Source organism: Lentibacillus cibarius (genome assembly GCF_005887555.1).
Taxonomy (GTDB): domain Bacteria; phylum Bacillota; class Bacilli; order Bacillales; family Amphibacillaceae; genus Lentibacillus; species Lentibacillus cibarius.
On record NZ_VCIA01000001.1, the window covers coordinates 721,502 to 748,161 of the forward strand.

General features: G+C 41.9%; 25 protein-coding genes and 4 tRNA genes. 8 read left to right on the forward strand and 21 right to left on the reverse strand.

The features are described 5' to 3' along the window. Positions 1–39 precede the first annotated feature (39 nt). The 3 genes from rnr to secG form a co-directional block, all read right to left on the reverse strand. Positions 40–2,229 (reverse strand): ribonuclease R, encoded by a 2,190-nt coding sequence (gene rnr / locus FFL34_RS03645; RefSeq protein ID WP_138601569.1) that lies wholly within the window; start codon positions 2,227–2,229, stop codon positions 40–42. Between the two features lie 61 nt (positions 2,230–2,290). Beyond that, complete coding sequence (locus FFL34_RS03650; RefSeq protein ID WP_138601571.1) at positions 2,291–3,037, reverse strand: alpha/beta hydrolase; 747 nt, start codon at positions 3,035–3,037, stop codon at positions 2,291–2,293. 110 nt (positions 3,038–3,147) lie between these two features. Then, on the reverse strand, positions 3,148–3,381 hold the full coding sequence (gene secG, locus FFL34_RS03655) for a preprotein translocase subunit SecG (protein WP_138601573.1): 234 nt from the start codon (positions 3,379–3,381) through the stop codon (positions 3,148–3,150). Positions 3,382–3,701: 320 nt separating this feature from the next. Here secG and ptsP point away from each other — a divergent pair, with 320 nt between their 5' ends. Next, positions 3,702–5,411, forward strand: a complete 1,710-nt coding sequence (ptsP, locus tag FFL34_RS03660; RefSeq protein WP_138601575.1) for a phosphoenolpyruvate--protein phosphotransferase — start codon at positions 3,702–3,704, stop codon at positions 5,409–5,411. Positions 5,412–5,613: 202 nt separating this feature from the next. Here the strand turns inward: ptsP and FFL34_RS03665 are convergent, their stop codons facing one another. The 10 genes from FFL34_RS03665 to rpoN form a co-directional block, all read right to left on the reverse strand. Continuing rightward, positions 5,614–6,201 (reverse strand): nitroreductase family protein, encoded by a 588-nt coding sequence (locus FFL34_RS03665; RefSeq protein WP_138601577.1) that lies wholly within the window; start codon positions 6,199–6,201, stop codon positions 5,614–5,616. Positions 6,202–6,233: 32 nt separating this feature from the next. Next, positions 6,234–7,181: a nucleoside hydrolase gene (locus tag FFL34_RS03670; protein ID WP_138601579.1), complete on the reverse strand. Its 948-nt coding sequence runs from the start codon at positions 7,179–7,181 to the stop codon at positions 6,234–6,236. 272 nt (positions 7,182–7,453) lie between these two features. Then, a complete protein-coding gene (eno, locus tag FFL34_RS03675; RefSeq protein WP_138601581.1) occupies positions 7,454–8,740 on the reverse strand; it encodes a phosphopyruvate hydratase in 1,287 nt (428 codons plus the stop codon). A gap of 12 nt (positions 8,741–8,752) precedes the next feature. Continuing rightward, on the reverse strand, positions 8,753–10,291 hold the full coding sequence (gene gpmI, locus FFL34_RS03680) for a 2,3-bisphosphoglycerate-independent phosphoglycerate mutase (RefSeq protein ID WP_138601583.1): 1,539 nt from the start codon (positions 10,289–10,291) through the stop codon (positions 8,753–8,755). After that, on the reverse strand, positions 10,288–11,046 hold the full coding sequence (gene tpiA, locus FFL34_RS03685) for a triose-phosphate isomerase (protein WP_138601585.1): 759 nt from the start codon (positions 11,044–11,046) through the stop codon (positions 10,288–10,290). The genes gpmI and tpiA overlap by 4 nt, the downstream gene beginning before the upstream one ends. 21 nt (positions 11,047–11,067) lie before the next feature. Then, the gene (locus tag FFL34_RS03690; protein ID WP_138601587.1) at positions 11,068–12,249 is read right to left on the reverse strand and encodes a phosphoglycerate kinase; all 1,182 of its coding nucleotides are present in this window, start codon (positions 12,247–12,249) and stop codon (positions 11,068–11,070) included. Between the two features lie 114 nt (positions 12,250–12,363). Further along, on the reverse strand, positions 12,364–13,371 hold the full coding sequence (gene gap / locus FFL34_RS03695) for a type I glyceraldehyde-3-phosphate dehydrogenase (protein WP_138601589.1): 1,008 nt from the start codon (positions 13,369–13,371) through the stop codon (positions 12,364–12,366). A gap of 36 nt (positions 13,372–13,407) precedes the next feature. Next, on the reverse strand, positions 13,408–14,442 hold the full coding sequence (locus FFL34_RS03700; RefSeq protein ID WP_138601591.1) for a sugar-binding transcriptional regulator: 1,035 nt from the start codon (positions 14,440–14,442) through the stop codon (positions 13,408–13,410). A 126-nt stretch (positions 14,443–14,568) separates the two neighbouring features. Next, on the reverse strand, positions 14,569–14,817 hold the full coding sequence (locus tag FFL34_RS03705; RefSeq protein WP_138601593.1) for a glutaredoxin family protein: 249 nt from the start codon (positions 14,815–14,817) through the stop codon (positions 14,569–14,571). A gap of 13 nt (positions 14,818–14,830) precedes the next feature. Further along, positions 14,831–16,102 carry an RNA polymerase factor sigma-54 gene (gene rpoN, locus FFL34_RS03710; RefSeq protein WP_138601595.1) on the reverse strand — a complete coding sequence of 424 codons (1,272 nt, stop codon included), beginning with the start codon at positions 16,100–16,102 and terminating at the stop codon, positions 14,831–14,833. 162 nt (positions 16,103–16,264) lie between these two features. On the opposite strand from rpoN, the gene FFL34_RS03715 reads away from it, so the two are divergent. The 5 genes from FFL34_RS03715 to FFL34_RS03735 all read left to right on the forward strand — a co-directional run bounded on the left by FFL34_RS03715 (position 16,265) and on the right by FFL34_RS03735 (position 18,233). Further along, the gene (locus tag FFL34_RS03715; protein ID WP_138601597.1) at positions 16,265–16,762 is read left to right on the forward strand and encodes a V-type ATP synthase subunit I domain-containing protein; all 498 of its coding nucleotides are present in this window, start codon (positions 16,265–16,267) and stop codon (positions 16,760–16,762) included. 16 nt (positions 16,763–16,778) lie between these two features. Further along, entirely contained in the window at positions 16,779–17,684 is a 906-nt protein-coding gene (gene menA / locus FFL34_RS03720) for a 1,4-dihydroxy-2-naphthoate octaprenyltransferase (RefSeq protein WP_138601599.1), read from the forward strand. A gap of 278 nt (positions 17,685–17,962) precedes the next feature. Beyond that, positions 17,963–18,034, forward strand: a tRNA-Gly gene (locus FFL34_RS03725). Between the two features lie 6 nt (positions 18,035–18,040). Further along, a tRNA-Pro gene (locus FFL34_RS03730) sits at positions 18,041–18,117 on the forward strand. Positions 18,118–18,160: 43 nt separating this feature from the next. Continuing rightward, positions 18,161–18,233: transfer RNA gene (locus tag FFL34_RS03735), tRNA-Ala, on the forward strand. Between the two features lie 106 nt (positions 18,234–18,339). Here the strand turns inward: FFL34_RS03735 and FFL34_RS03740 are convergent. Together FFL34_RS03740 and FFL34_RS03745 are read right to left on the reverse strand one after the other, a co-directional pair. After that, positions 18,340–19,344, reverse strand: a complete 1,005-nt coding sequence (locus tag FFL34_RS03740) for an inorganic phosphate transporter (RefSeq protein ID WP_138601601.1) — start codon at positions 19,342–19,344, stop codon at positions 18,340–18,342. 19 nt (positions 19,345–19,363) lie between these two features. Then, positions 19,364–19,981 carry a DUF47 domain-containing protein gene (locus FFL34_RS03745; RefSeq protein WP_138604658.1) on the reverse strand — a complete coding sequence of 206 codons (618 nt, stop codon included), beginning with the start codon at positions 19,979–19,981 and terminating at the stop codon, positions 19,364–19,366. Positions 19,982–20,359: 378 nt separating this feature from the next. Here FFL34_RS03745 and FFL34_RS03750 point away from each other — a divergent pair. Together FFL34_RS03750 and clpP are read left to right on the forward strand one after the other, a co-directional pair. After that, positions 20,360–20,433: transfer RNA gene (locus FFL34_RS03750), tRNA-Arg, on the forward strand. A gap of 381 nt (positions 20,434–20,814) precedes the next feature. Beyond that, positions 20,815–21,408, forward strand: a complete 594-nt coding sequence (gene clpP, locus FFL34_RS03755) for an ATP-dependent Clp endopeptidase proteolytic subunit ClpP (RefSeq protein WP_138601603.1) — start codon at positions 20,815–20,817, stop codon at positions 21,406–21,408. A 152-nt stretch (positions 21,409–21,560) separates the two neighbouring features. Here clpP and FFL34_RS03760 read toward each other — a convergent pair whose 3' ends face one another. The 6 genes from FFL34_RS03760 to trxB all read right to left on the reverse strand — a co-directional run bounded on the left by FFL34_RS03760 (position 21,561) and on the right by trxB (position 26,626). Continuing rightward, positions 21,561–21,821, reverse strand: a complete 261-nt coding sequence (locus FFL34_RS03760) for an HPr family phosphocarrier protein (protein WP_138601605.1) — start codon at positions 21,819–21,821, stop codon at positions 21,561–21,563. A gap of 176 nt (positions 21,822–21,997) precedes the next feature. Beyond that, positions 21,998–22,948 (reverse strand): DNA-binding protein WhiA, encoded by a 951-nt coding sequence (whiA, locus tag FFL34_RS03765; RefSeq protein WP_138601607.1) that lies wholly within the window; start codon positions 22,946–22,948, stop codon positions 21,998–22,000. Positions 22,949–22,981: 33 nt separating this feature from the next. Further along, the gene (locus FFL34_RS03770) at positions 22,982–23,944 is read right to left on the reverse strand and encodes a gluconeogenesis factor YvcK family protein (RefSeq protein WP_138601609.1); all 963 of its coding nucleotides are present in this window, start codon (positions 23,942–23,944) and stop codon (positions 22,982–22,984) included. Between the two features lies 1 nt (position 23,945). Then, positions 23,946–24,830, reverse strand: a complete 885-nt coding sequence (rapZ, locus tag FFL34_RS03775) for an RNase adapter RapZ (protein WP_138601611.1) — start codon at positions 24,828–24,830, stop codon at positions 23,946–23,948. A gap of 14 nt (positions 24,831–24,844) precedes the next feature. Next, positions 24,845–25,309: an NUDIX hydrolase gene (locus tag FFL34_RS03780; protein WP_138601613.1), complete on the reverse strand. Its 465-nt coding sequence runs from the start codon at positions 25,307–25,309 to the stop codon at positions 24,845–24,847. 363 nt (positions 25,310–25,672) lie between these two features. Then, positions 25,673–26,626 carry a thioredoxin-disulfide reductase gene (gene trxB, locus FFL34_RS03785; protein ID WP_138604659.1) on the reverse strand — a complete coding sequence of 318 codons (954 nt, stop codon included), beginning with the start codon at positions 26,624–26,626 and terminating at the stop codon, positions 25,673–25,675. Positions 26,627–26,660: the final 34 nt, after the last annotated feature.

A 26,660-nucleotide genomic window follows, 5' to 3' on the forward strand; every position in this document is an offset into this window, starting at 1 on the left:
CTATATTAGTCTTTTCGCCTCATCTCTCCCCGTTCACGGTCATTTCTTTGCCCTTTTCGCCTTTATTTTCTTCCGCCCTTTTTTCTTCGGCGCCGGGGTAGGATTCACTAGTTCAAAGTCAACGACACGCTCGTCTAGATTCACCTTTACGACACGTACCTCAATCTCTTCACCAATCCGGTACATATTACCGGTTCGTTCACCAATCATTGCATGACTGCGGTCATCATAATGATAATAATCATCAGTCAGATAACTTACATGTACAAGGCCTTCTATGGTGTTTTCCAGTTCGACAAATAAACCAAAATTCGTGATAGAACTAATAACACCTGTAAACTCCTCACCAATTTTATCTTCCATAAATTCAGCCTTTTTCAAATCGTCCGTTTCCCGTTCAGCATCAACTGCAGCCCGTTCTGTTTCTGATGAATGACGAGCAATTTCCGGCATTCGATCCTTCCAATGCCTGATTGTCTTATCATCCATTTGTTGGTTGATAAGGTATGTCCGAATAAGCCGGTGGACAATTAGATCCGGATAGCGCCTAATAGGAGAGGTGAAATGGGTGTAAAAGTCTGTTGCCAGCCCAAAGTGTCCCACACTCTGCGGATCATATTTCGCCTGCTGCATCGAACGCAGCATCAGCTTGGAAACAATCATTTCTTCAGTTTTACCTTTTACTTCTTCAATCACTTTCTGCAATGCCTGTGGGTGTATTTCATTTGCTGTACCCTTCACAACATAGCCAAGCCCTGCAATGAATTCAAAAAAGTGTTGTAGTTTACTCTCATCCGGGTCCTGGTGAATCCGGTGAATGAACGGCACATCCATCCAATGAAAATGTTCCGCTACGGTTTCATTTGCTACCAGCATAAATTCTTCTGTCAACCGTTCGGCAACAGAGCGTTCACGCAGTACAACATCTTCCGGCTTTCCGCTTTCATCGACAAGCACCGAAGCTTCCTTGAAGTCAAAGTCAATGGCACCACGGCCCATTCGTTTTGAGCGTAAAATTTCAGCCAGGTTTTCCATGTTTTCAAACATAGGGACAAGCGGTTTGTACTGTTCACGAACGGATTCATCCTGGTCGACAAGGATTTTGTTGACATTACTGTAGGTCATCCGCTCATTCGTCTTGATTACACTCTGGAAAATTTCATGATTGACGACTTCACCTTTTTTGTCTATCTCCATTTCGCAACCAAGTGTAAGTCGGTCCACCTTAGGATTCAGAGAACAAATGCCATTGGAAAGGCGATGCGGTATCATCGGAATCACTCGATCGACAAGATAGACACTATTACCTCGCTCTAATGCTTCCTTATCAATCGGTGTATTTTCTTCGACGTAATAACTAACATCAGCAATATAGACACCAAGCTGATAGTTGCCATTTGCTAATTTATGAACGGATACTGCATCATCCAAGTCTTTTGCATCCGCCCCATCAATGGTGACAATTTCTTTATCACGCAGATCACGCCGGTTTACCAATTCAGCCGGATCAATTTCATTCGGGGTGTTTGCAGCCTGTTCAAGAACTTCTTCAGGAAAGTCAATTTTGATTCCATGTTTATGGATAATCGAAATGATATCGATACCCGGGTCGTTTTTGTGTCCAAGTATCTGAACAATCTCACCTTCAGCGTTCATACGGCCTTCTGGATATTTCGTAATGTGAGCAATCACTTTATGGCCGCTTGTTGCACCACCTGTTCGATTCTTTGGAATGAAAATATCGTTAGGAATCCGTTTGTCATCCGCAACGACAAAGCCAAACGAACCACTATCGTCAAACGTCCCGACCACCTGGTGGGTAGCGCGTTCCAAAATACGAATGACTGTCCCTTCAGGTCTGTTTCCGTCCGCATTTCTTTTTTCAATCCGAACGAGAACTTTATCCTTATTCATTGCTGAGGCTAAATCGGAATGATGAATGTAAACGTCTGATTGCTTATCATCATCAGGAATCAGGAAAGCAAACCCTTTTGCATGCATCTGGATACTACCGCGAACAAGATTCATTTTTTCAGGAAGACCAAAGCGGTTTTTCCGGGTTCGAACTAGCTCACCGCTTTCCTCAAGTTCATTGAGCGCTTTCACAAGCTCTTTAAATTCCACTGCCTCTTGCAATTGCAATTCTTCCTCAAGCTCATTAACAGCAAGCGGCTTTTCGCTATGTTCATTAAAATAATTCCGTATCCGCTCAAGCATTGTTTCATCCATTAGATCACCTTCTTTCGTCAAACTATCTACTTGTATTATTCACGTTATTTGTAAAAAATAATCATACTTGCCAGTCAAGCGATTCAAGAAATTGATAAATATCCTCGTGCAGTTGCTCCTTTTCCTTGTCCATCGTAATAACATGACCGGATTCTTCATACCATTTAATATTTTTTTGTTCCGCTTCCACATTTTCATAAATATAGGAAGCACTGTCGGTATTAATCATGTCATCTTTCTGTCCCTGCACAACAAATGTTGGCGTGTAAATGGTATCAACATGGTTTTGGACTTCCGTTATCAAGTCAGCCAAGTCCGAGAACATACCACGTGAATTGTCAACAAGTTCCTGGACCTCTTGTTGAATGGTGTCTCTATCCTTCCCTTCCAGCTGTTTGAATTCTTTTGCTTTAAACTTATAACCTTTTGTAAGCTCGTCTTTGTTATCAAAAAACATTGGTGCACACATCGGGATAACGCCTTTAACCTGCTCTGAATAAGCTAATTTCAATCCTAGTACACCACCAAGTGACAAGCCGGCTACAGCAATTTCTGTGTAACCCAGTTCTTTTAGGTGATTATAAGCATTAACGGCATCTTCCCACCATTCGTCCGCTCCGGCTTTCACTAGTTCTTCAGGCGCTCCCCCGTGACCGCGGTATATTGGTGCATGGCTGGTATAGCCCTTTTTCTCCAAGAAGCGGCCTAACATCCGCACATCGGCTGAATGACCAGTAAACCCATGCAAAAGTAGCACCGCTCGCGGGCCAGCTTCAAATGTGAATGGCTTTGGGAATTTAATTTTCATGACTGTTCCATCTCCTTCAACATCGATTCTTCATATAATTACAGAACCGCATTATGTATCATTTTGAAATAATTTAACCCTTATCACATTACCGCGATAAGGGTCGTACACTACTGCAGTACATATGCACTTAGGAAAGCTAGGACAAAAAACAGCACCCCGGTTACAATCGTTGCACGGTGCAAAAATAAATCCGCCCCCCGTGCTTTCTGTTTTCCAAACAGCTGCTCAGCCCCACCCGAAATCGCTCCGGAAAGACCTGCACTTTTCCCGGACTGTAGTAAAATAAGGACAATCATAATAATTGCATCAATCAGTAATATGATATGGACAAAACTTTCCATTTATACAGCACCTCCTAAACGAACAAATACCTATTCGTACTTTAGCATAATCAGCGTGCTCACCGCAAGTTTTGACGTAAACTTTGGTAATCTACATGGATAAAAGTTGCTGACTGCACCGTTCGGATAACAAACCAATTTTTGTGAGACAATGGGATAATACATGGTCAAAAGCGGAAGTCTACAAGCGATTTTTGATTGGACTAATCGTAGCGAAACATCACTATCAGCATCGGAATTGACATTTCTTGATTCAGCGTGCTGCAAAGGTGTAAAATGTATAATGGAGTCAAAATTTATCGAAGGGTTGGTTTAAGATTATGATTGAAGGAATTGCTGCTTCCAGTGGGATAGCGATTGCTAAGGCATATCAGCTTGTAACACCGGAATTAACATACGACATAAAGCCAATAGATAATCCGGATAACGAAATAAACCGGTTGGATGAGGCACTTGAGAAAGCTAAACAGGAACTCGAAAAAATCAAACAACATACTAAAAAAGAAATGGGCGATGAACACGCCGAAATATTCTCGGCACACTTGCTTGTTCTAGATGACCCGGAGCTCGTCAATCCAATAAAAGACAAGATAAGAAATGATCACACTATGGCAGAAGCTGCACTAAAAGAAACGACAGACATGTTCATCGACATGTTCAAAAATATGGACAATGCCTATATGCGAGAGCGGGCAGCAGATATTCAAGACGTAACAAAGCGTGTCATGGCTCATTTGCTTGGCGTTACCTTCCCTAACCCGGCACTGATTGATGAGGAAGTTATTGTAATTGCTAGAGACTTGACACCATCGGACACCGCACAACTAAACCGTCAGTTTGTTAAAGGATTTGCGACAGATGTTGGTGGCCGAACATCCCACTCCGCCATCATGGCCCGCTCACTGGAAATTCCCGCGGTAGTTGGCACGAAAGATGTGACTAATGAAATAAAGCAGGACGACACGGTCATTATAGATGGACTTGAAGGAAAAGTGATTATTAATCCTTCCGAGGAAGAATTGACCACATATAAAGAAAAACAAGCAACATTTGAAAGACAAAAAGAAGAATGGGCCAAATTAAAAGACGAGCCAACCATAACCGCTGACAAAGAACAAGTCGAACTAGTGGCAAACATTGGCACACCGGAAGATGCGGCAAGCGTTCTCGATAATGGTGGCGAAGGAGTTGGTTTATACCGGACAGAGTTTCTGTATATGGGTAAAAGCCAGCTACCTAGCGAAGATGAGCAATACGAAGCATATAAATCTGTACTCGAAAAAATGGAAGATAAACCAGTTGTTGTCCGCACACTCGATGTTGGTGGAGACAAGGAATTAGAATACTTAGATCTTCCGGACGAACTAAACCCGTTCCTTGGTTTTCGCGCTATTCGATTCTGTCTGGAAAATGAACAAATCTTTCGTACACAATTGCGGGCACTACTGCGCGCTAGTGCGTATGGCAATTTAAAAATCATGTTTCCAATGATCGCAACTCTGGAGGAATTTCGCCAAGCAAAAGCCATTCTGCTTGATGAAAAACAAAATCTGCAAAATGAGGGAACCAGTGTTTCCGATAATATCGAAGTCGGCATTATGGTCGAAATCCCTTCAACTGCCGTGATAGCAAAACAATTTGCCAAGGAAGTTGACTTTTTCAGTATTGGAACGAATGATTTAATTCAGTATACCATGGCTGCAGACCGGATGAATGAACACGTATCATATTTATACCAACCATATCATCCGGCAATCTTGAATCTTGTTAATAATGTGATTGAAGCTGCCCACCACGAAAATAAATGGGTTGGCATGTGCGGTGAAATGGCTGGTGACTCTATTGCAATCCCAGCACTTTTAGGACTCGGACTTGATGAATTCAGCATGAGTGCATCCTCCATTCTACCAGCACGGACACAACTTCGAGGATTGTCTAAAGAAAAAATGACCTCATTCAAAGAAAAATTGTTAGCAATGGGAACCAGTGAAGAAGTTGTGGCGTTCATTAAAGAAAAAACAGAGTACTAGTCAAAATTGTATCGCCCCATTTTATACTTTCTTATTTTTAAAATCCCGGACTCTTTAAACTGGAGTTCCGGGATTTTTGTTTATGTGGTGGTAGTGCCTCCGAAGATTGAATACCTGTGTCGGGAGTGGGTGCACCTTATACCAGGATTAATAGCGCCGTTTATAATAGAGACATTACCCAAAGTGAAACACTTAAAGCCGTTCACTCTGATATAATTTCCATTTTCTCCATAATAGGTGTTCTCTCTTTATGATTAGGAATTTTCTCCGGATAGCCAATTTGCATGACAGCTGCGATTTTCACCGAGTCCGCATCCAGACTAATGTCGGTAACAAACCCGTTATCATGCATGTATGGTGTGATAGTCCAAAGCATGCCGACACCATATTCCCATGCTGCTAATTGGCTGTTTTGGATAAATGCACAAACAGCAGCATATTCTTCTTCATAGCGAACATCATCCGTCTCTTTCTTAAAATAGATTAAAGCATGATGTGGGATGTTCATTAAAAACCGCCTCATCGATTCAATCATTTTAGCTGTTTTTGCGTCATTGGCAGTGTTAAGCATACCAATTCTTTGGTAGCTAGCAATGATTGCATTAACAAACCTCTTCTTACCATCGTTTTGGTAAAGCTTAATATTCCATGGCTCTTTCATATAGTGAGTCGGTGCGTAAGAGCCATATGTAAAAATCTCTTTTAAAATAGCTGTATCTACTTCTTCCGGTTTAAACTGGTGAATGGATCGGCGCGTCTTTATTGCTGTTAAACTATCGATTGGTATCACCTCGGTGTATCCGTTTCCCCCTATTATGCCATTCAACCGAACTGTTGCCCAGTCATCGTTGACATAAATCGAACATAAAACAAACGATAATCTAGCTCCAGCGCAACCCTGTGCCGATTCTTTTTCGGCTCACTGTATGGCCGAATATCAGCGATACTTTGTCCCCGTGCCTTGCTATTTAAATCACGAACGATTTGAACCGGCAACCGTTCAAACTGAAACATATCTTCATACGAGACCGCCATCAATGTGACAACATCATGCAACGGGCTTCCAGGTATTGACGGGTTACGTTGTTTATAAAAGGCATAGTAATAATCTAGTAGCGGTTTTAAAATTTTAGCTTTGCCCACCTGACTAATATAGTCAACCATCCTTGGCGTGACGATAGCCTGTTCCGTTACATTCAGCGGAATAATTGTCGTATTATGCGCATATTTTAAAACGATATGTGCCGCCATCGGATCTCCATAAAAATTCGCCTCCGCAACGGCAGTAACATTGCCCGGCGTCCAAAAAGCCCCACCCATTATGTAATACTTACGAACATTGCTCATTTCTTTCTGATATAGAATAAACATCATAGCGAGTGATGTAAGTCTTCCTATATTAACAATCACTAACTCATCACTATACCGCCTAATAATCTCCATCACTTTAAAAAAGTTTTCCCTTTGAAATTCATTTGCGACTGAAGGCGGGATAATTGGGCCAAGTCCGTACTCCCCGTGTATTTCCGGATAATATTGCGGTTTTTCCCCTGTCATCGGACTTTCAGCACCGGTAATAACTTCAACGGATGGACTAATATCAAATAAATTCTTTACATAATGAACATTAGCCAACGCTTTTTCCCTTGAGATATTCCCGTAGTTAGCAACTACACCGACAATATCAATATTATCATCGAAATACCCATAAATCAGTGCTGCTGTATCATCAATGCCAATATCTCCAAAAACCAATACTTTCTGTGACAAACAATCCCCTCCCAGTTACCTCTATGTTTTATCAAGTTTATTCCATGGGCCATACGCCTATGCAAGTGAAGAAATGTATAGCATCAGCTAAAAAGGAAGGACAACGTTTACTATACGTTAAAGGAGGGGGCATTACGTTGAGGAAGCTTACCACTCGTTGCATTCCATTTTAAAAAGGGGTACAAACAATTTGTACCCCTCAAAAGCGTATATAATTTATTTCCTAGTAATTTAAATTCATTTGGAACACTTTGTCACATTAAAATTGCCAGTTATTTTTTCAAGTTATAAAAAGCTTTCAATCCGGCATATTCGCCCATACCCGCGAGTTCATCCTCAATGCGGAGTAACTGGTTATATTTAGCGACACGATCAGTACGAGACGGTGCACCGGTTTTAATTTGTCCTGCGTTGGTTGCAATAGCTATATCAGCGATGGTTGCATCTTCTGTTTCACCAGAACGGTGGGAAATGACAGCAGTGTAACCGGCACGTTTAGCCATTTCAATTGCCTCAAATGTCTCCGTTAGTGTGCCGATCTGATTTACTTTTACTAGAATAGAGTTTCCTGCACCCTGCTCGATTCCTCGAGAAAGCTTACTTGTATTTGTGACAAACAGATCGTCACCTACCAGTTGTACACGGTCACCGATTCGGTCTGTCAACAATTTATGACCATCCCAGTCATTTTCATCCAGACCGTCCTCAATTGAAATAATCGGGTATTTGTTGATAAGATCTTCGTACCAATCAACCATTTCCTCAGCCGTACGGACGACACCTTCTCCTTTCAGGTTATACTTGCCATCCTCGTATATTTCTGAAGAAGCAACATCCATTGCCAGCTTGACTTCTTCACCTGGCTTGTACCCGGCAGCTTCAATTGCCTCAACGATGGTTCCAAGTGCTTCTTCATTCGAACCGAGGTTAGGGGCAAATCCGCCTTCATCACCTACTCCAGTATTATAACCTTTAGACTTCAATACTTTCTTTAGTGCGTGGAACACTTCCGCACCGGTGCGCAATGCTTCTTTAAACGTAGGTGCTGCTACAGGCATGATCATGAATTCCTGAATATCGACATTATTGTCGGCATGCTCTCCACCATTTAAAATGTTCATCATTGGTGTTGGAAGTGTTTTAGCATTGAAACCGCCTAAATAATTGTAGAGTGGCTGTTCCAGATAGCTTGAAGCTGCATGTGCCGCAGCTATGGACACGCCAAGAATAGCATTTGCCCCAAGACGGCCTTTGTTTTCAGTGCCATCAAGTTCAAGCATAATTTGATCGATAATATTTTGCCGTGTTACGTCAACACCAATAAGTTCAGGTGCAATAACGTCATTGACATTTTCAACCGCTTTTTGCACACCTTTACCTAAATAGCGGTTTTTGTCATCATCACGAAGTTCCACCGCCTCATATTCACCAGTAGACGCTCCACTTGGTACAAGCGCTGCACCAAACGCACCGGATTCGGTGAACATTTCCACTTCAACTGTTGGGTTACCGCGGGAATCAAGCACTTCGCGGGCATAAATATCTGTTATATAAGGCATCTAACCACTCCTTTATTTTTTAATCAGTGTGTTTCCTGTCATTTCTTTAGGTTTTTTCACATGCAATAGGTCGAGCAATGTTGGGGATAAATCTGCTAAAATACCGCCATCGCGTAATGTTTCTCCCTCTCTAGTTACAATGACGGGAACCGGGTTTTTCGTGTGTGATGTCATCGGTTCACCTTCCATTGTAATCACTTCATCCGAGTTGCCATGGTCAGCAGTTATAATAGCATTACCTCCAAGCTCGAGAATCTTATCAACAACTTTTCCAAGGCATTCGTCCACCGCTTCGATTGCTTGAATGGTCGGTTCCAGTTTACCAGAATGGCCAACCATGTCAGGATTGGCGAAATTTAAAATAATCGCGTTATGCTCTTGGCTATCAAGCTCTTCCAGCAACGAATCGGTTACTTCATAAACACTCATCTCCGGTTGCAAATCATAGGTAGCAACTTTTGGCGAATTAATTAGCACACGTTTTTCGCCGGGAAATTCATTTTCCCGTCCACCACTCATAAAGAAGGTCACGTGCGGATATTTCTCGGTTTCCGCGATACGAAGCTGCTTCATTCCATGTTGTGACAATACTTCCCCGACTGTATTATCCAGATTAACTGGTTGATACGCCACATAACCGTCAACTGACTCACTGAACTCAGTTAGCATGACAAAGTCCACATTTTTGGGTGGATGGCTACCGCGATCAAAGTCATGGAAATCATCATTGGCAAACGTTCTCGATATTTGGATAGCTCGATCGGGACGGAAATTATAAAAGATAATGGAATCTTCGTCCTGTACCTTACCGATAGGCTCCCCGTTATCATCTGTCATGACCGATGGAATTACAAATTCGTCATAAATCCCATTCGCATAAGAGTCATCAATCATATCGTATGGATTCTTATATGTTGGTCCTTCGCCATAAACCATCGCATCATACGCCCGCTTGACACGGTCCCAACGCTTATCACGGTCCATGGAATAATAGCGGCCAGAAATGGTGGCAAACTGACCAACTCCGTATTCGCGCATTTTTTCCTCTGTCTGCTTTATATATTCCTTTGCAGTTTGCTGACCAACATCACGTCCATCTAAAAAGGCATGTACAAACACCTTTTGCAGTCCTTTTTCTTTCGCAAGCTTCAATAATGCAAACAGATGACTGATATGGCTATGGACGCCACCATCAGATAACAGACCGAAAATGTGTAGCGCTTTGTCGTTTTTCTTAGCATGTTCTATTGACTTTACAAAGGCATCTTTCTCAAAGAATTCGCCTTCTTTAATAGATAAATTGACCCTTGTAAGACTTTGATACACAATTCGGCCGGCACCGATATTGAGGTGGCCAACTTCCGAATTTCCCATCTGCCCTTCTGGAAGACCAACCGCCTCCCCACTTGCTGTCAACTGGTTGTGTGGATATTTACCCCAATAACGATCAAAGTTAGGCGTGTTTGCTTGTTTGACGGCATTGCCCTTTTCTTCCTCACGAATTCCAAAGCCATCAAGAATAATTAATGCAGCAAGGTTGTTATTACTCATTTTGTACCTGCCTCCACAAGCTTAAGGAATGAATCTGCTTCAAGACTAGCACCGCCAACCAGGGCTCCATCGATATCCGATTGTGCCATTAGTTCATCGATGTTAGCTGGTTTAACGCTACCACCATACTGAATCACAAGCTGATCGGCAGTTTCTTTACCAGCAATATCTTTGACGACATTACGGATATGGATGCAAACATCATTAGCGTCTTCACTTGATGCTGTTTTGCCTGTACCGATAGCCCAGATTGGTTCATAAGCAATAATCACTTCAGCAATCTGTTGCTCAGTTAAACCTTCCAATGCCTTACGAACCTGGGTTTCAATGTGATTCATCGTATCGTTAGCTTCACGTTGGTCAAGCGTTTCACCTACACAAACGATCGGCGTCAATCCGTGGTTGAACGCTGCATGCACTTTTTTGTTTACAGATTCATCCGTTTCGCCAAATTGCTCACGGCGTTCAGAATGACCAATCACTACATGTGTCACACCGATATCCTGTAGCATTGACGGGCTGACCTCCCCGGTAAAGGCACCACTTTCTTCAAAATGCATCGTTTGTGCACTGATTTTTAACTTGCTCCCTTTCGATTTTTCTACAAGTGATGGCAAAAATGGAAATGGTGCACAGATAATCGCTTCTACGTGATCATCATCGGGAAGATTTCCGGTTACATCATTAGCAAATTGATCAGCTTCAGCAGCTAATTTGTTCATTTTCCAATTTCCAGCTATAATTTTCTTACGCATCATTCATCACCCCGCGTTAATTTATTTGTCATCCAGCGCCTGTAACCCCGGAAGGACTTTCCCTTCCATAAATTCAAGGGATGCACCGCCGCCAGTGGACACATGATCCATCTCTTCGGCCAAGCCAAATTTCTCAACAGCTGCGGCTGAATCACCACCGCCAATCACCGTATAGCCATCCGTGTTGGCCAAACTTTCAGCAACGGCCTTCGTTCCACCGGCGAATGCATTATACTCAAATACACCCATCGGTCCGTTCCAAATAACCAGCTTTGACTCGCTAACAATCTTATCATACTTTTTACATGTTTCAGGTCCAATATCAAGTGCTTCCCAATCCTCAGGTATATACGTAATATCCACGACCTTCGTATTGGCATCCGCAGAAAAGTCGTCAGCCACAATCGCATCCTCGGGCATCACAAAGCTGACACCTTTTTCTTTCGCCTTTTGCATGAATTCTTTAGCCAAATCCAGTTTGTCTTCTTCAAGCAATGATTTGCCAATTTCATAACCCTGTGCCTTCACAAATGTATAAGCAAGACCGCCACCAATAATCAAGTTGTCCACTTTATCAAGCAGATGATCTATGACGTTAATTTTATCTTTCACTTTGGCACCGCCAATGATTGCGGTAAATGGCCGCTCAGGGTTTTCTAAAGCTTTACCTAACACTTCTATCTCCTTTTCCATTAGAAAACCGGCAGCAGCAGGCAATTTTTCGGCAACCCCCGTTGTTGACGCATGTGCACGGTGAGCTGCACCGAAGGCATCATTTACATACATGTCAGCCATTGCGGCAAATGCCTCAATTAATTCAGGGTCATTTTTTTCTTCTCCAGGTTCAAAACGGACATTCTCTATTAAGATGATATCACCATTATCAGCTTCGGAAATGGCTTCATTTACTTCTTTACCATATACCTCATCCGTTTTGACTATTTCTTTTCCTGTTAAATCACTCAATCGCCCTGCAACCGGATCAAGTCGTAATTCCTCTGTCACTTTCCCTTTTGGCCGACCAAGGTGACTTGCAAGGATTACAATAGCCCCATTCTCTGATAAATGGTTGATTGTCGGCAATGCGGCCCTGATGCGCGTGTCATCTGTAACCTCCCCATCCTTCATCGGTACATTAAAGTCAACCCGGCAAAAAACTCTCTTTCCTTTGACATCAAGGTCATGAAGCGTTTTTTTATTCATACCAAAACCTCCTAGCTAAGAAATATGTATCGTCAGAAATCGAGGTGGCAACTTCATTTTATACATTCTTATCTCTTGAAAAAAGGAGGAGGATAGACCTCCCCCGATATCATCTTATAGTCCTTGTTTACTGATGTAAACGGCGAGGTCAACACAACGTGCAGAATAGCCCATCTCATTATCATACCAAGAAACAACTTTTACCATGTTATCCTCAAGGGTCATGGTTGATTGTGCATCAAACAATGACGAAAACGTGTTGCCTACGATATCGCTGGAAACGACAGGAGCTTCTGTGTAGCCGAGAACACCTTTCAGTTCACCTTCCGCAGCCTCTTTAAATGCGTTATTAACGTCTTCTTCTGTTACATTTTGATCGAGCTCTGCAACAAGATCCGTCAGGGAACCATCTGGCGTTGGCACACGTACCGCCATACCATTTAACTTACCATCTAAATCAGGAAGCACTTTTCCAACAACTTTTGCCGCTCCTGTTGTCGTTGGAATAATGTTTTGCGCCGCCGCACGTGCACGACGATAATCTTTATGCGGTAAGTCGAGAATTTGCTGATCATTGGTATACGAGTGAACAGTTGTCATCAACCCACGCTTCACACCAAACTTTTCATGCAAGACTTTAGCCAGTGGTGCCAAGCAGTTCGTTGTGCACGAAGCATTGGAAACAATATGGTGCTTGGCAGGATCATAATCTTCTTCGTTAACACCCATAACCATTGTCAGGTCTTCCTGTTTACCCGGTGCTGAAATGACAACTTTCTTCGCACCTGCATCAAGGTGTTTTTTCGCGTCATCACGTTGTGTGAAACGACCAGTCGATTCAACCACTATATCTACACCAAGATTTCCCCAACCAAGGTCGGCAGGATCGCGTTCGGAAAGCACTTTGATTTCTTTTCCACCAACAACAATATTTTCACCATTAACGGTAACTTCCTCGTCCAGCGTACCATGCACGGAATCATACTGCAGCAAATGTGCAAGCATATTGGCATCCGTCAAATCATTGACGGCAACTACTTCCACCTCATCATTTTTCAAAGCCTGGCGAAACACATTGCGACCAATACGTCCAAACCCGTTAATACCCATTTTAATTGCCATAAATAATTCCTCCTATATGTTAGTGAATCTTTTTATTTAAAGGGATGAATTATCCCTTAAAATCGCTTCAGCAGCCGCTTCGTCTGTTATGAGCAAGTCACTTCTTCCTTGTTTAAAATAAGAAGTAATTGCTTGTGCCTTTGATTTTCCACCAGCCACCGTAACTACCATTTTCCTATTTTCGGACAAATCATCCAGATGAATACCAATTGTCCGTACCTTATGAACAATCCCACCGGAACCATTGAAATAGTAACCGAATGCTTCACTGACTGCCTTTTCTTCTTCAAGTTTCCGGATTACTTCCTCCGAAGTCTTGCGGCGCTTGGCCATCGTGATTGCATCACCTATTCCGTGTAAAACAACGTCAGCATCTTTAATAAGTTTAAGTACTTCAATAACAGCTGGTTCTTTAATCATGGTCTGATACGAATTTTCACTTAAAGGATCGGGGACATATAATAATCGATAGGTACCATTTGACTGTCTTGCCATTTTGGCAGCAATTGTATTTGCCTGATTTTCTTCCTTTTCCCCGATACCACCTCTGGCAGGGACAAACAAGCAATTCGTTTCATTCGTGATCGCCCCTATCATATCGGCAACCGCAGCAATCGTTGTCCCACCTGTAACTGCAATGGTTTGATTTGAAGTCATATGCTCCTGTAAGTAGGAAGCACATGCTTTACCCATTTCTTGTTTTACCCAATGATGTTCATCACTATTACCGGGAACAATAATAACATTCCTTATTTGTACTTTATCCTTTAGCTGCTTTTCTAAAACACTTAATCCCATTGCCTCATGCATAAAGGTTGCTAATTGATCTATCACTAACTTTCCCTCTTCTGTCAATTGCATACCTTTGGACGTCATCCCAATCAGACCTTGCTTAGAAAGAATATTGACTTCACCACGGATATGCCGTTCAGTAAGGTCAGTATTATCGGCCAGCGCCCTTCTCCCGATTGGCTGGAGGAATTCAATGTTCTGCAGAATTACATAGCGCTGCTGCATAACATCCAGCAAGTCGGGGTATAATTTTTTTTGGAGATTAATTAATTGCATAATAGCCCCCTTAGCTGGTCAGTTTTGGTCCCGGTACATCATTTATCGTCCCACATAGTCCAAAAAAAGAGAGAATTTCTTCTCTATTATTATTATACCACACACACCTGTTTATACAAACATTTTAAATCACATTTCCGTTTTATTCTTCAATGCCCGTTTCAACGCCTCATAACTGATTTCCTCACAATGCAGTTCTGCATCGCCGATTTTCACTGTCGGTATAAGCAACTGATATTCTTCCAGCCACTCATCCTTTTCATAAATATCTCGCTCTTCTATTCGAAAGGAATAGTCATGACGTAATAAATCAAGCAATGCTCGTGCATGATCACATAATGGACAGTTTTGTTTAGTGTAAAAAAGAATGTGTTCCATTGTCGAGTCTCCTTTATTTTCGTTTCGTTGATGCCGCTATTCCGAGCTGTTCACGATATTTGACGACCGTTCGCCGCGCAACATTTATTCCAAATTCCTGCTTCAGCCGGCTTTTGATCACCTGGTCTGACAACGGTTTTCGCTTATCTTCATTTTCTATCAATTCGGCAATTAATTGTTTAATGACAAACGATGTGATCTGTTGCCCATTACTTTGCTTGACACCCGGCTGCAGGAAAAATTTCAATGGAATAATCCCGCGTTTCGTCTGGATATATTTATTAGCTATCGCTCGACTGACTGTTGAAATGTGCATATCCAAATCAGTTGCTAATTCATTTAACGTCAGTGGCTGCAACATAAACGCACCATGAGAAAAGTATAGTTGTTGCTTCTTGACAATCTTTTCAATAACACGTTCAAGGGTATTACCCCTATATCGCAACACTTGCTGCAACCAATTAACTTGGCGATATTTCTCTTTTAGGAAAGTTGTTGCCGCTTGATCATCCGGTTGAAAATGCTTATATGCTTCATTAATTTCAATCTCGGGTGAATACCACTTGTAGAACGATATCTTCCAGTTACCGTCCTCCTCATAGATGTAAGCTTCCGGGATAATATATTCTGTTTTCTTCTCTGATAAGAGCCGCCCCGGTTTTGGATGACAGGACTTAATTCTCTCCACATTCACCGCAGCTTCATCTTCTGTCAAATGAAAATAATCACTAATTGCCGAAATATTTTCCTCAGCCAGCCATTCTAGGTGATTTTCTAGCAGTTCTTCTAGAAATGATACTGATTTATCAAGCTGAAGCAGAATACATTCCTTGAGCGACCTTGCACCAATACCTGCAGGCTCCAATGATTGGACCCATTGTAACGCCTGTTCCGCTTGATCTAGACGTATTTCACACTGCTTAGCCCATGATTCCATGGTAATATCTAAATACCCGTTTTCATCCAGTGAGTCAATACCAAATATAACTACCGGCCGTAACGGTTCCGGCAGCTCTATCGTATAAAGTTGACTTTTCAACCGATCATACATGGACTCCTCTGCCTGATTGATTTCTCCAATTGCTTGTTTATCCCCAACCGCCTGTTTAAAGTTGTTGAACTCATAATCATAGTTTACATCTTCAATCAAGGGATTTTCTTTGGCAATCTCTTGAATGTAATCGACAACTTCTACTCCTGTACATTGAAGCAGCTGAATAGATTGGATAAGCGACTGGTTCATTTTGAGCTGCAGCTTCTGCTCCTGAGCCATTTTCGGCCGCATGATAAGCCCTCCATCCATACTGAATACTTTTAGTTTGCCATAAGATCGACAAAAACGCACGTTCCATCCATATCCCTGGCTTCATTTTGTGACATATATCACATCGTATTAAGTTAGTTGGAGATACAATGACAGTAAACAAACCAAAGTTGGTGAACGCTTATGATTTGGGAATTGCGACAGTTGACATTGTTCATCCATATCCTGCTAGCAATCACTTGGGTTGGCGGCGTATTTTTTATAGGATGGGGGGTCTTCCCAGCTGTCAGGAAAATGGCCTTTGTACAGCAACGCCAATTACTACTTGCGCTCATGCAATGGTCGCACAAATTATTAACAGCAGCAGGAATTGGGGTAATTGTCACCGGATTATTGCTTGGAACGATATTTGGTCCAATTGAAACCTGGAATAACATATGGCAAACAAGCTACGGAAATATATGGATAGCAGCATTTACTACCGGCAGTTTGACACTGCTTTGGGGTATGTTCATCGGATTCAGACAGGCGATAAGCGTGCTATCGAATGTTACTTTATGGGAACAAGCGGACCGCGGGGATAAAAAGACTTTATACAAGGCACTTTCCAAAGTTGCCATTACCGAGTCCGTTGAAGGTGTTGGTTTTATCGTGCTTATTGTGTTGATGGTTTTACTATAAAAGGAGGCTGATACAAATGTTATCTTCTGCTATCAATCGTAAACAAGAAATATATTATTACCGTGCATCATGGTTGCAACTGTTTCGACCGATGACACTGACGGGAACAATCACCCCGATTCTTGTCGGTACCGGAATAGCTGCTATGCATGAATCGATCCGATTTTCTGTATTTTTAGCCATGCTCATTGCTTCTTTATTGATTCAATCCGCGACAAACCTTTTTAATGATTACTACGATTTTCAGCATGGACAGGACAAGGCAAAATGGACGACTGACCAATCTAGTGCGAGCGGCCCACCACATGCTGCCGTTCTATACACCGCCATTTTAATGATTAGTGCTGCAGTGCTCATTGGAGCCTGGCTTGCCTATCAAAGTAGCATTTGGATTATTCCAGTCGGCATTGCTAGTATTATTTTCGGATATCTTTACTCGGCTGGTCCACGTCCATTGTGTTCCATTGGGTTAGGAGAGACGGTAGCGTTCACATTTCTCGGACCGATTGTTACAATATTGAGTTATGTTGTTCAAGGGAACGCATTAAGACTGGATATCCTTGCTATCTCCCTACCGTTTGCATTGATCATCGCTTCAATGATTTTGACTAACAATATACGAGACATAGAGAAAGATCACACCTTCCGTCATACACTAGCAACAACACTCGGACGCTTTAAGGCTGTAAATTTGCTGACTGCCTTGCTTACGCTTAGCTATATCACTGTTATAGGATTAGTAGTTAGCAATGTTGTTCCATGGTCGGCTACACTTGTTTTATTAGCTTTACCATTGGCCTTCCGACTTCGCTGGTCTTTTCGGAAAAAAGCCAAACGCGCAGAGGAGTTAGCAGGTATGAAATGGGCAGCATGGCACCATTGGGCATTTGGACTATTATTCGCAATCGGTGTATGGTTATAAGTCAATAATCTTAATATATACAATTTGGTATTATTGCAACAATCACATCCGGAATTATATTTAGTCAATGTTTCCAGATAAACCAATTACGAAACGGCAGGGATAGCGGGCCTCTTCCCTGTCCCATCTGGAATTAATGCTTTTCACGTGTTTCAAAAGACTACTTTTTTAACTAAAGATATTGACATTATTAGTTATCAGTCGTACAATAAATATTGTCGTTATAAAAAACTAGGCTCTCGCTTCTATTAATTTTTCCAGCTAACGAGCTAACCAATGCGGAAGTAGTTCAGTGGTAGAACACCACCTTCCCAAGGTGGGAGTCGCGGGTTCGAGTCCCGTTTTCCGCTCTAGTACGGGAAGTAGCTTAGTTTGGTAGAGTGCCACGTTCGGGACGTGGAGGTCGCAGGTTCAAATCCTGTCTTCCCGACCATTCCAATACATGAGTGCATAACATTTATACTAATTATATAAACGGGGCCTTAGCTCAGCTGGGAGAGCGCCTGCTTTGCACGCAGGAGGTCAGCGGTTCGATCCCGCTAGGCTCCATCACAAAAAGGAAAGTGGAGTGACAACATGTCGCTCCGCTTTCCTTTTTTCTGTTTCCTAATTCAAAGACGGACACAGAGGACAGATTCATGAACCTGTTCGGCGCCTAAAAGAAAGGAAATAACTGCAATATAAACAGCACGAGGGCTCCGAGCAGAGCAGTCATCGGCAGTGTGATGACCCACGTAACGACCATACGTTGCGCAATGCCCCAATTAACGCCTTTTATGCGATGAGAAGTTCCCACCCCCATGATCGCAGTGGAAATGACGTGTGTTGTACTGACCGGCAAGTGAATGAGAGTCGCACCAAAGATCGTAGCGGCACCGGTCAAATCAGCAGCCACACCGTTTACCGGACGGATTTTCATAATTTTGCTGCCAACCGTTTTGATGATACGCCAGCCGCCTATCGATGTTCCCAATGCCATGGCAGTCGCACAACTCAACTGTACCCAAAACGGCACCTCTGTCGTCGTATGCACCCCACCGACAATGAGCGCCATCGTAATAATCCCCATGGACTTCTGTGCATCATTGGTGCCATGAGCGTACGATTGAACAGCTGCAGTGACCATCTGAATACGGCGGAATTGTTTATTGGTTTTGGCTAGATTTCGATTTTTAAATACAACCTTAATAATCGAATAAAGAATGTAGCCAACGACAAATGCGATCACCGGGGAAAAAATCAGCCCCTCAATAATGGAAATAAAACCACCGTACTGCACGGCACTAAAACCTTCCGAGGCAATAACAGCTCCAGCAATCGCACCAATAATAGCGTGCGACGAACTACTCGGAATCCCAAATAGCCACGTAATCAAATTCCAGGTAATAGCTGAAATTAACGCAGCAAGAATCATGGTTGTCCCATTTTGCAGGTCAAATGGATTCGCTATGCCGCTCGTAATCGTTTGTGCTACACCTGTGAATGTCAGTGCACCAAGAAAATTCATGACCGCCGCCAATATAATAGCACGCCTCGGGGTAAGGGCTTTAGTTGATACAGACGTTGCGATAGCGTTAGCCGTATCATGAAATCCATTGATAAAATCAAATATAAGTGCAAATATAACAATAAAAACAACAACGAAAAGTAAACTATTCATAACCGTATGATGCCCCTTATCACGCGTTCTTCATGATGATACTTTGCATAATATTAGCAACGTCCTCGTAATCATCCGCAATTTGTTCCAATGTTTCATAAATTTCCTTGTACTGGATTACCTTTATCGGGTTCGCTTCATTTTGAAATAACCCCTTCATGGAATTGCGATATAAATCGTCGCACTTGCTTTCATAATCCTTTATTTGAATCGCATGCTTTTCCATGTCTTTTAAGTTACTATCCGCAAACAATTCAAGAGCCAACGAAATTTCTTTGGAACATTTTTGAATATAATCGGTAAACTGATCAATATATTTATCGGACGAATAAATTTGATGAATATCCATTAATGCCGTGAATTCTTCCATCCCATCAATCAAATCGTCAAGGTTCATCGTCAACTGCATAATGTCTTCACGTTCAATCGGCGTGATGAACACATGGTTCAGATGCTGAAGGATGCCATGCACTTTTTCATCTGCTTCCGTCTCATACTGTTTCATCGTCAACGCGAATTCCTGCAGTGTATTATCATCCTTCACCTTAAATGTAAGAAAATAGTCTGTCGCTTCACTAAGATGTTTAGCAAAGTCCACTAAATATGCTGTAATCTTGTCCGGCTTTTTATTAAAAATACCCATGTGCGACCCCCCAAATAAGATTTAAGCAAACATATAACTCGACTTCTACGCAAATTATTATACGCTTTTCCCATTCATATTGCATCCTTTAATACTACCTACTACTTAACTTAGCTAAAAGTCTACAGCTTACCCGTTAACTAACTGGTGAAATAAGAACATATTGCGCAATACTTCTTCAACTTCGCCTCGCCAATTAACGTTCCGAGAACACCGTTTGAACAGCTTATTTGTAATAAGTGTGTTCAGGTTTACGAAGAATAACAACTTTACAAATAATAGTTTATCAGCAGAAATTAAAACAAAGTACTTGTTAAAAAGTGATTTAGGCGTTATAATATCAATTGTGTTTGCAAAGATTATTAATCGAATGCGCTCGTAGCTCAGCTGGATAGAGCACTGGTTTCCGGTACCAGGGGTCGGGGGTTCAAGTCCTCCCGGGCGCGCTATAATGAAGACAAGACAAGCGATGCACCTGATGCGAGTTCCTTGTCTTTTTTTGTGTAAATAAAGGATGAAGAATTCTCCTTCTTATCTAGCTGGTGTGTTTGACTCATGCCAGTGGAATTATTGGTGGTGAACATCAGTCAATACATAGTGTTTATGTTTGTTTTATAATATCGTTCATAATTTTTATTCTTTGAAGTTATACATAAATAAATACAGACTTCCCTAGTAAAAGGTTTATTTTCCCAATTATAGGGAATGATGATTAAAGAATTTTTTAGGGAGGATAGGCTACTTTTCATTTGACCTTTTTTGACCTATTAGTTATGATTAAATTATCCGATATATGGATGAATTAGCTATATAAGGAGGAAGAACACATGAATCTGATACCAACAGTTATTGAACAGACAAACCGTGGGGAACGTGCATATGATATTTACTCACGCCTTTTAAAAGACCGTATAATCATGCTTGGTAGCGGAATTGACGATAATGTGGCTAACACAATCGTTGCACAGCTACTCTTTTTGGAAGCGGAAGATCCGGATAAGGACATCTCTCTTTACATTAACTCACCAGGTGGCTCTATAACTGCCGGCATGGCAATTTATGACACAATGCAATTCATCAAATCCGATGTGTCAACAATCTGCACTGGTATGGCGGCATCAATGGGGGCATTTCTACTTGCAGCTGGTGAAAAAGGTAAACGTTATGCACTACCAAACAGTGAAGTGATGATTCACCAACCATTGGGCGGAACACAAGGTCAAGCATCTGACATTGAAATCCATGCGCGCCGTATTATTGAAATGCGCGAAAAACTGAACAAAATTCTGTCCGAACGCACTGGTCAACCAATAGAAGTAGTTGAACGGGATACAGATCGCGACAACTTCATGTCCGCTGAAGAGTCCAAGGAATATGGACTAATTGACAAAGTATTGAAGCGGCAATCCGATAAAAACTAATACTATTATAGAGAATTCGGCATTCGCTGCGTTTTATAAGTGGGTGCCGGATTTTTTGTGTACTTGAAAGGGCTGCATACACTTTCATACAGCCCTTTCATTCTATCAATTTACATCCAATTTTTTAGCAATCTGAAGTGACTTCCCGTTTATCATACGGTTGTTTTTGAAACAAAGGTAATTAAATTATGCAATGCTGTTTCTTCATCTGCGCCTTCTGCAATAAGTTTGATTGTTTCCCCAGTAGTAATTGCTAAGCTCATCAATCCCATGATACTTTTTGCATTCACCCGTTTCCCATCTTTTTCGAGAAATAAATGTGCGGTGTATGTGTTTGCCTCCTGAACAAATTGGGCTGCGGGCCGCGCCTGCAAACCGGAAGCAAGCTCAACCTTGACTGATTTCTCAACCAATAGTTACATCCTCCCTCTGACTGCAATGGTTTTCAATTCTATAAAAAATAGCAGCAAGTTTCACACTTCAACTGCCTGCACAGGTGTACCCATGTATGCAATTAAAATCATGTGAATGACATGCCACTTATCTTCATCTAAGTTTAAAGCTATTATAGCACATTCCCCTAGATTATTCACTTCTTTGAAACCGCTCTTTCTTCCCTTAGTTTTTCGGCAAATTCGTCAATTTTCTTCAGTCGGTGATTCACACCGGATTTGGAGATTTTCCCGTTGGAGATGAGTTCTCCTAATTCTTTTAATGTGATATCCTGATGTTCAACCCTCAATACTGCAATTTCCCTAAGTTTTTCTGGGAGCACATCAAGACCGACCGTATTTTCAATAAATTGGATGTTTTCGATTTGACGGAATGCCGCACCAATGGTTTTGTTCAGATTGGCCGTTTCACAATTGACAAGTCGGTTTACTGAATTGCGCATGTCACGGACAATCCTGACATCCTCAAACTTAAATAAAGCATTGTGTGCGCCAATAATGCTTAAAAACTCTGTAATTTTCTCTGCCTCTTTTAAATACGTTATATACCCTTTTTTTCGTTCAAGCTGTCGAGCTCGAAGCTGGAAATCATTCAAAAGCTCCGTCAATGCATCATTATGCTCCTGATAAGCATTAAAAATTTCCAAATGATAGGAGGAAGTTTCCGGATTATTGATGGATCCACCTGCTAAAAAAGCCCCCCGTAAGTAGGATTTTCTGCAGCAGTCACGATCCAGATACTTATCAGGTATTTTCCGAGTAAACGTATATGGACCTTGCAAAACACCCAAATCAGTAAGCAATTCTTGAACATCTTCTTTCATGCGGACAATATACACATTATTCTTTTTCAGTTTCATTTTCTTTCGAACGAGCAATTCAACAGGAACAGAATATAACGATTTAATTAATGTATAGATACGTCGGGCAATCGCTGCGTTTTCCGTTTGAACATCAAGCGTATAAATGTTTCTAGCCATCGATAGGGCTCCGTTCATTCTGATGAGTGCTGCAAGTTCAGCATATTCGCAACATGTGTCCAATTCGATTCCGGTTAGTTCTTTTTTTATTTCTGAAGCAAAGGACAATCCCGCACACCTCCCTGTTCATTCTTCACCAGCTTATTCCCGATCAATAATGGAATATAGCAGTTTTGCTATTTTCTCTTTATCGTGACGTAACGTCGTTTTTGATGGATTAATAATATCACCTTCAATGATCTCAAGTCCCATATCTATTAGACGGTCGGTATCATAAACAACAGGGGTTGCATTCTCTTCTGCATAGACATCACGGATATGTGGACTGATTGGTTCATTGTGAACAACAATCGAATCAATACACGTCTCTCCGGTATGTTTACGAATGGCCTGAATATGGTCAGCTGCAGTATATGCTGTTGTTTCCCCTGCCTGTGTCATTACATTGCATACATAGACGACCTTACCCTTTGTTCGTGTGAGGGCTTCGTCCATTTGCGGTATAATCATATTAGGCAAGATACTTGTATACAAGCTACCAGGGGCTATCACGACCAAATCTGCATTTTCCACGGATTCCACTGCATGCGGAAGCGGCTGAACTGGCTCCGGACTTAAAAAAACACGCTCGATCTTTTTATTAGCCAAAGGAATATTCGATTCACCCGAAACGACGGTATCGTCTTCCATTTTGGCATGCAATGACAAGCTCTGGTTCGAAATAGGGTAAATATTCCCCTTCACATTCAAAACACGGGAAATTTCTTTAATACCAGTGAAAAAGTTGCCCGTAATCGACGTCATTGCTGCAAGAAGCAGGTTCCCCATCGAATGTCCGGAAAGTCCGTTTCTAGCATTAAACCTATGCTGAAACAGATCCAAAAGCATCGGCTCTGCATCAGATAATGCCGCAATAACATTACGTATGTCACCAGGTGCCGGTATCGCCATTTCATTCCGCAGACGTCCGGTACTCCCACCATCATCAGCAACCGTTACAAGGGCAGTTAACTCGATCGGCAAGTTTTTCAGACCACGTAGCAGGACGGGCATCCCCGTACCACCACCGATCACCGTAACATTTGGTTTATTTCCACGACCCATATTAAAAACCCTTTCTTTTGTCAATATCACGATGACTGACATGGGTAATATAATTTGTTGCAAGTTGTTTAGCGAAGTGTTGAGCGATAGCTACCGAGCGATGCTGCCCGCCAGTGCATCCAATCCCGACGACAAGCTGGGACTTGCCTTCTTTCTTATATTGGGGGAGCATAAACTGGAGTAAATCAAGCACCTTTTCATTAAATTTATGCGTGTCAGACCATTTGAATACATAGGAAGACACTTCGGAGTCCAATCCTGTCAACGGCTGCATTTGCGGTACATAATGCGGATTTGGCAAAAACCGTACATCGAACACCAAATCAGCATCAATTGGTATACCGTACTTATAACCAAACGACACCATATTAACTGAAAAAATTTCCTGTTTATCTTCCATGTATGCGTTTAGTATTTTTTCTCTTAATTGTTTTGGCTTTAACGTCGTCGTATCAATAATTCGTTGCGCCCTGCCCCGTAATTCATCAAGCATGGCGCGCTCCTTTTGAATACCTTCGAGTGGAAGGCCATCTGCGGCCAGTGGGTGGGAACGCCTCGTTTCCTTATACCTGGTTACAAGTTCCTCATCTTTTGCATCCAAGAAAAGAATGTGTTCATTTAACCAGTCTTCTTCCCCTAGTACGTCCAGTGCCCCAAACAAGGAATCAAAAAATTCCCTTCCTCGTAAATCCATGACAAGGGCGACTTTATGAATATTATTCCTCGAATCTTTCATTAGCTCTAAAAACTTGGGTAGGAGAGCCGGGGGCAAATTATCAACACAGTAATAGCCCAAATCCTCAAAGCTTTGAACAGCTACCGTTTTTCCTGCCCCCGACATCCCTGTAATAATAACCAGTTTGGTATCTTGTTCACTATTCCACATGCTAATTCTCCCCTTCATGAAGTTGTGGAGTCAAAACGCATTTGCAATAATTCGTAATCCTCCGTATACGAAAACGAACCGAATAGCATGTCGTTAGAAGAAAAGACATGAGCAAAAATCTTTCTGTCCCCTTCCGCCATTGGCAATTTGTGGATTGCGTCCAACGCCACCCACTCCAATTCTCCTTCTTTACAGTAACTTGCCAACTCTCCTTCAGAAGCCTTGCACATAAATGTGAACATCATCCACTCTTGCACAAGCTCATCACTACTGTAGATCATAAAAGTGAATGCACCAGTCAGTGAAGGATCAATTAGTTTCAGACCTGTTTCCTCCCAAAATTCACGAACGACGGATTCTTTAATCGTTTCCCCTTGCTCCATCTTACCGCCTGGGATTGCGTACCAACCCCGGCGCGGTTTTTTAATCAATAAAACTTTATCATTATCTATTAATATGCAATTTGTCACACGTTGCATTCCTAATTCACTTCTTTCAACTGAACTGTCCATAAACACTAAGGTTATTATACAATGAACAGCTACTAACCAACAAGTATATGCCAAAATAGAGCAAAAGCGTAAGGCAGAAGGATAAAGCGTCCATATTTAGACGAAAAAAATGCAGGTGCACAATCACCTGCAGAAAAACTAATTTATTTATAAAAAGGGGGTCAATTAGTTAATTCCATTGTAACGAATAATTGTTGCGTACGTATTACAGCGGCGTTAAAAAGCAATTACTTTCTAATGAATGGAACGCAACAATTAATCAAACAATGATTGGCATCGCCTAAGTTGTTCACGACAAAATTTCTTATTTACATCCTATCCGTATAACTTTTAGGATTGTGCGGCTTTGATTTCTTCCATTAAATCCTCAATATACTTCTGGGCTGTCTCCGCGGCGATACTTCCATCCCCAGTTGCTGTTACGATTTGTCGGAGTGATTTCTCCCGAATGTCACCCGCAGCAAAGATTCCCGGGATTGAAGTCTCCATATTTTCATTGGTTGGAATATATCCTTCTTCATTAGTAATACCCAAAGATTTAAATGGCTCATTCAACGGCAGCATGCCAATATAAATGAATACCCCATCGATTGGATGGTCATATTCTTCACCTGTCTGATTATTAGTGAGTGTGACGCTTTCTACCTTGCCACTTGGGCCATTAATTTGTTTTGCCTCTGTATCCCAGATGAATTCAATCTTGTCATTGTCAAATGCACGATCCTGCAGAATTTTTTGTGCACGCAATTCATCACGACGATGCACGATGGTAACTTTATTGGCAAAGCGTGTTAAATATATACCTTCTTCAACAGCGGAGTCCCCACCGCCGACTACGATAAGATCTTTTCCTTTAAAAAACGCTCCATCACATACAGCACAATAAGAAACGCCGCGTCCACCGAGCTCCTCTTCGCCCGGAATGCCAAGTTTCTTATACTGGGCACCAGTCGTAATAATTAACGCACGTGTATGATATTGCTTTTTCCCAGCAATGACTGTTTTATACTCACCATGATCCTCAACATCTTTAATATCACCGTACGCATACTCGGCACCAAACTTTTTCGCATGTTCGAACATATTATTGGATAAATCCGGTCCCGAAATGTATTCATAGCCAGGGTAGTTTTCTACATCTTCAGTATTCGCTACCTGGCCACCCGGAATACCGCGTTCAAGCATCAGTGTGTCCAAATTTGCACGTGAAGCATAAACTGCGGCAGTCATACCGGCAGGACCGGCACCAGCAATAATCACATCATAAATACGTTCTTCGGCCATATTATCAGCCCTTTCCACACTATTTCTTCCAAGT

What these genes read in the sequence shown, in the direction of transcription:
- rnr (WP_138601569.1), bottom strand. Translation starts at nt 2,229, where the DNA reads ATGGATGAAACAATGCTTGAGCGGATACGGAATTATTTTAATGAACAT.
- FFL34_RS03650 (WP_138601571.1), bottom strand. Translation starts at nt 3,037, where the DNA reads ATGAAAATTAAATTCCCAAAGCCATTCACATTTGAAGCTGGCCCGCGA.
- secG (WP_138601573.1), bottom strand. Translation starts at nt 3,381, where the DNA reads ATGGAAAGTTTTGTCCATATCATATTACTGATTGATGCAATTATTATG.
- ptsP (WP_138601575.1), top strand. Translation starts at nt 3,702, where the DNA reads ATGATTGAAGGAATTGCTGCTTCCAGTGGGATAGCGATTGCTAAGGCA.
- eno (WP_138601581.1), bottom strand. Translation starts at nt 8,740, where the DNA reads ATGCCTTATATAACAGATATTTATGCCCGCGAAGTGCTTGATTCCCGC.
- gpmI (WP_138601583.1), bottom strand. Translation starts at nt 10,291, where the DNA reads ATGAGTAATAACAACCTTGCTGCATTAATTATTCTTGATGGCTTTGGA.
- tpiA (WP_138601585.1), bottom strand. Translation starts at nt 11,046, where the DNA reads ATGCGTAAGAAAATTATAGCTGGAAATTGGAAAATGAACAAATTAGCT.
- FFL34_RS03690 (WP_138601587.1), bottom strand. Translation starts at nt 12,249, where the DNA reads ATGAATAAAAAAACGCTTCATGACCTTGATGTCAAAGGAAAGAGAGTT.
- gap (WP_138601589.1), bottom strand. Translation starts at nt 13,371, where the DNA reads ATGGCAATTAAAATGGGTATTAACGGGTTTGGACGTATTGGTCGCAAT.
- FFL34_RS03705 (WP_138601593.1), bottom strand. Translation starts at nt 14,817, where the DNA reads ATGGAACACATTCTTTTTTACACTAAACAAAACTGTCCATTATGTGAT.
- rpoN (WP_138601595.1), bottom strand. Translation starts at nt 16,102, where the DNA reads ATGCGGCCGAAAATGGCTCAGGAGCAGAAGCTGCAGCTCAAAATGAAC.
- FFL34_RS03715 (WP_138601597.1), top strand. Translation starts at nt 16,265, where the DNA reads ATGATTTGGGAATTGCGACAGTTGACATTGTTCATCCATATCCTGCTA.
- menA (WP_138601599.1), top strand. Translation starts at nt 16,779, where the DNA reads ATGTTATCTTCTGCTATCAATCGTAAACAAGAAATATATTATTACCGT.
- FFL34_RS03740 (WP_138601601.1), bottom strand. Translation starts at nt 19,344, where the DNA reads ATGAATAGTTTACTTTTCGTTGTTGTTTTTATTGTTATATTTGCACTT.
- clpP (WP_138601603.1), top strand. Translation starts at nt 20,815, where the DNA reads ATGAATCTGATACCAACAGTTATTGAACAGACAAACCGTGGGGAACGT.
- FFL34_RS03770 (WP_138601609.1), bottom strand. Translation starts at nt 23,944, where the DNA reads ATGGGTCGTGGAAATAAACCAAATGTTACGGTGATCGGTGGTGGTACG.
- rapZ (WP_138601611.1), bottom strand. Translation starts at nt 24,830, where the DNA reads ATGTGGAATAGTGAACAAGATACCAAACTGGTTATTATTACAGGGATG.
- FFL34_RS03780 (WP_138601613.1), bottom strand. Translation starts at nt 25,309, where the DNA reads ATGCAACGTGTGACAAATTGCATATTAATAGATAATGATAAAGTTTTA.
- trxB (WP_138604659.1), bottom strand. Translation starts at nt 26,626, where the DNA reads ATGGCCGAAGAACGTATTTATGATGTGATTATTGCTGGTGCCGGTCCT.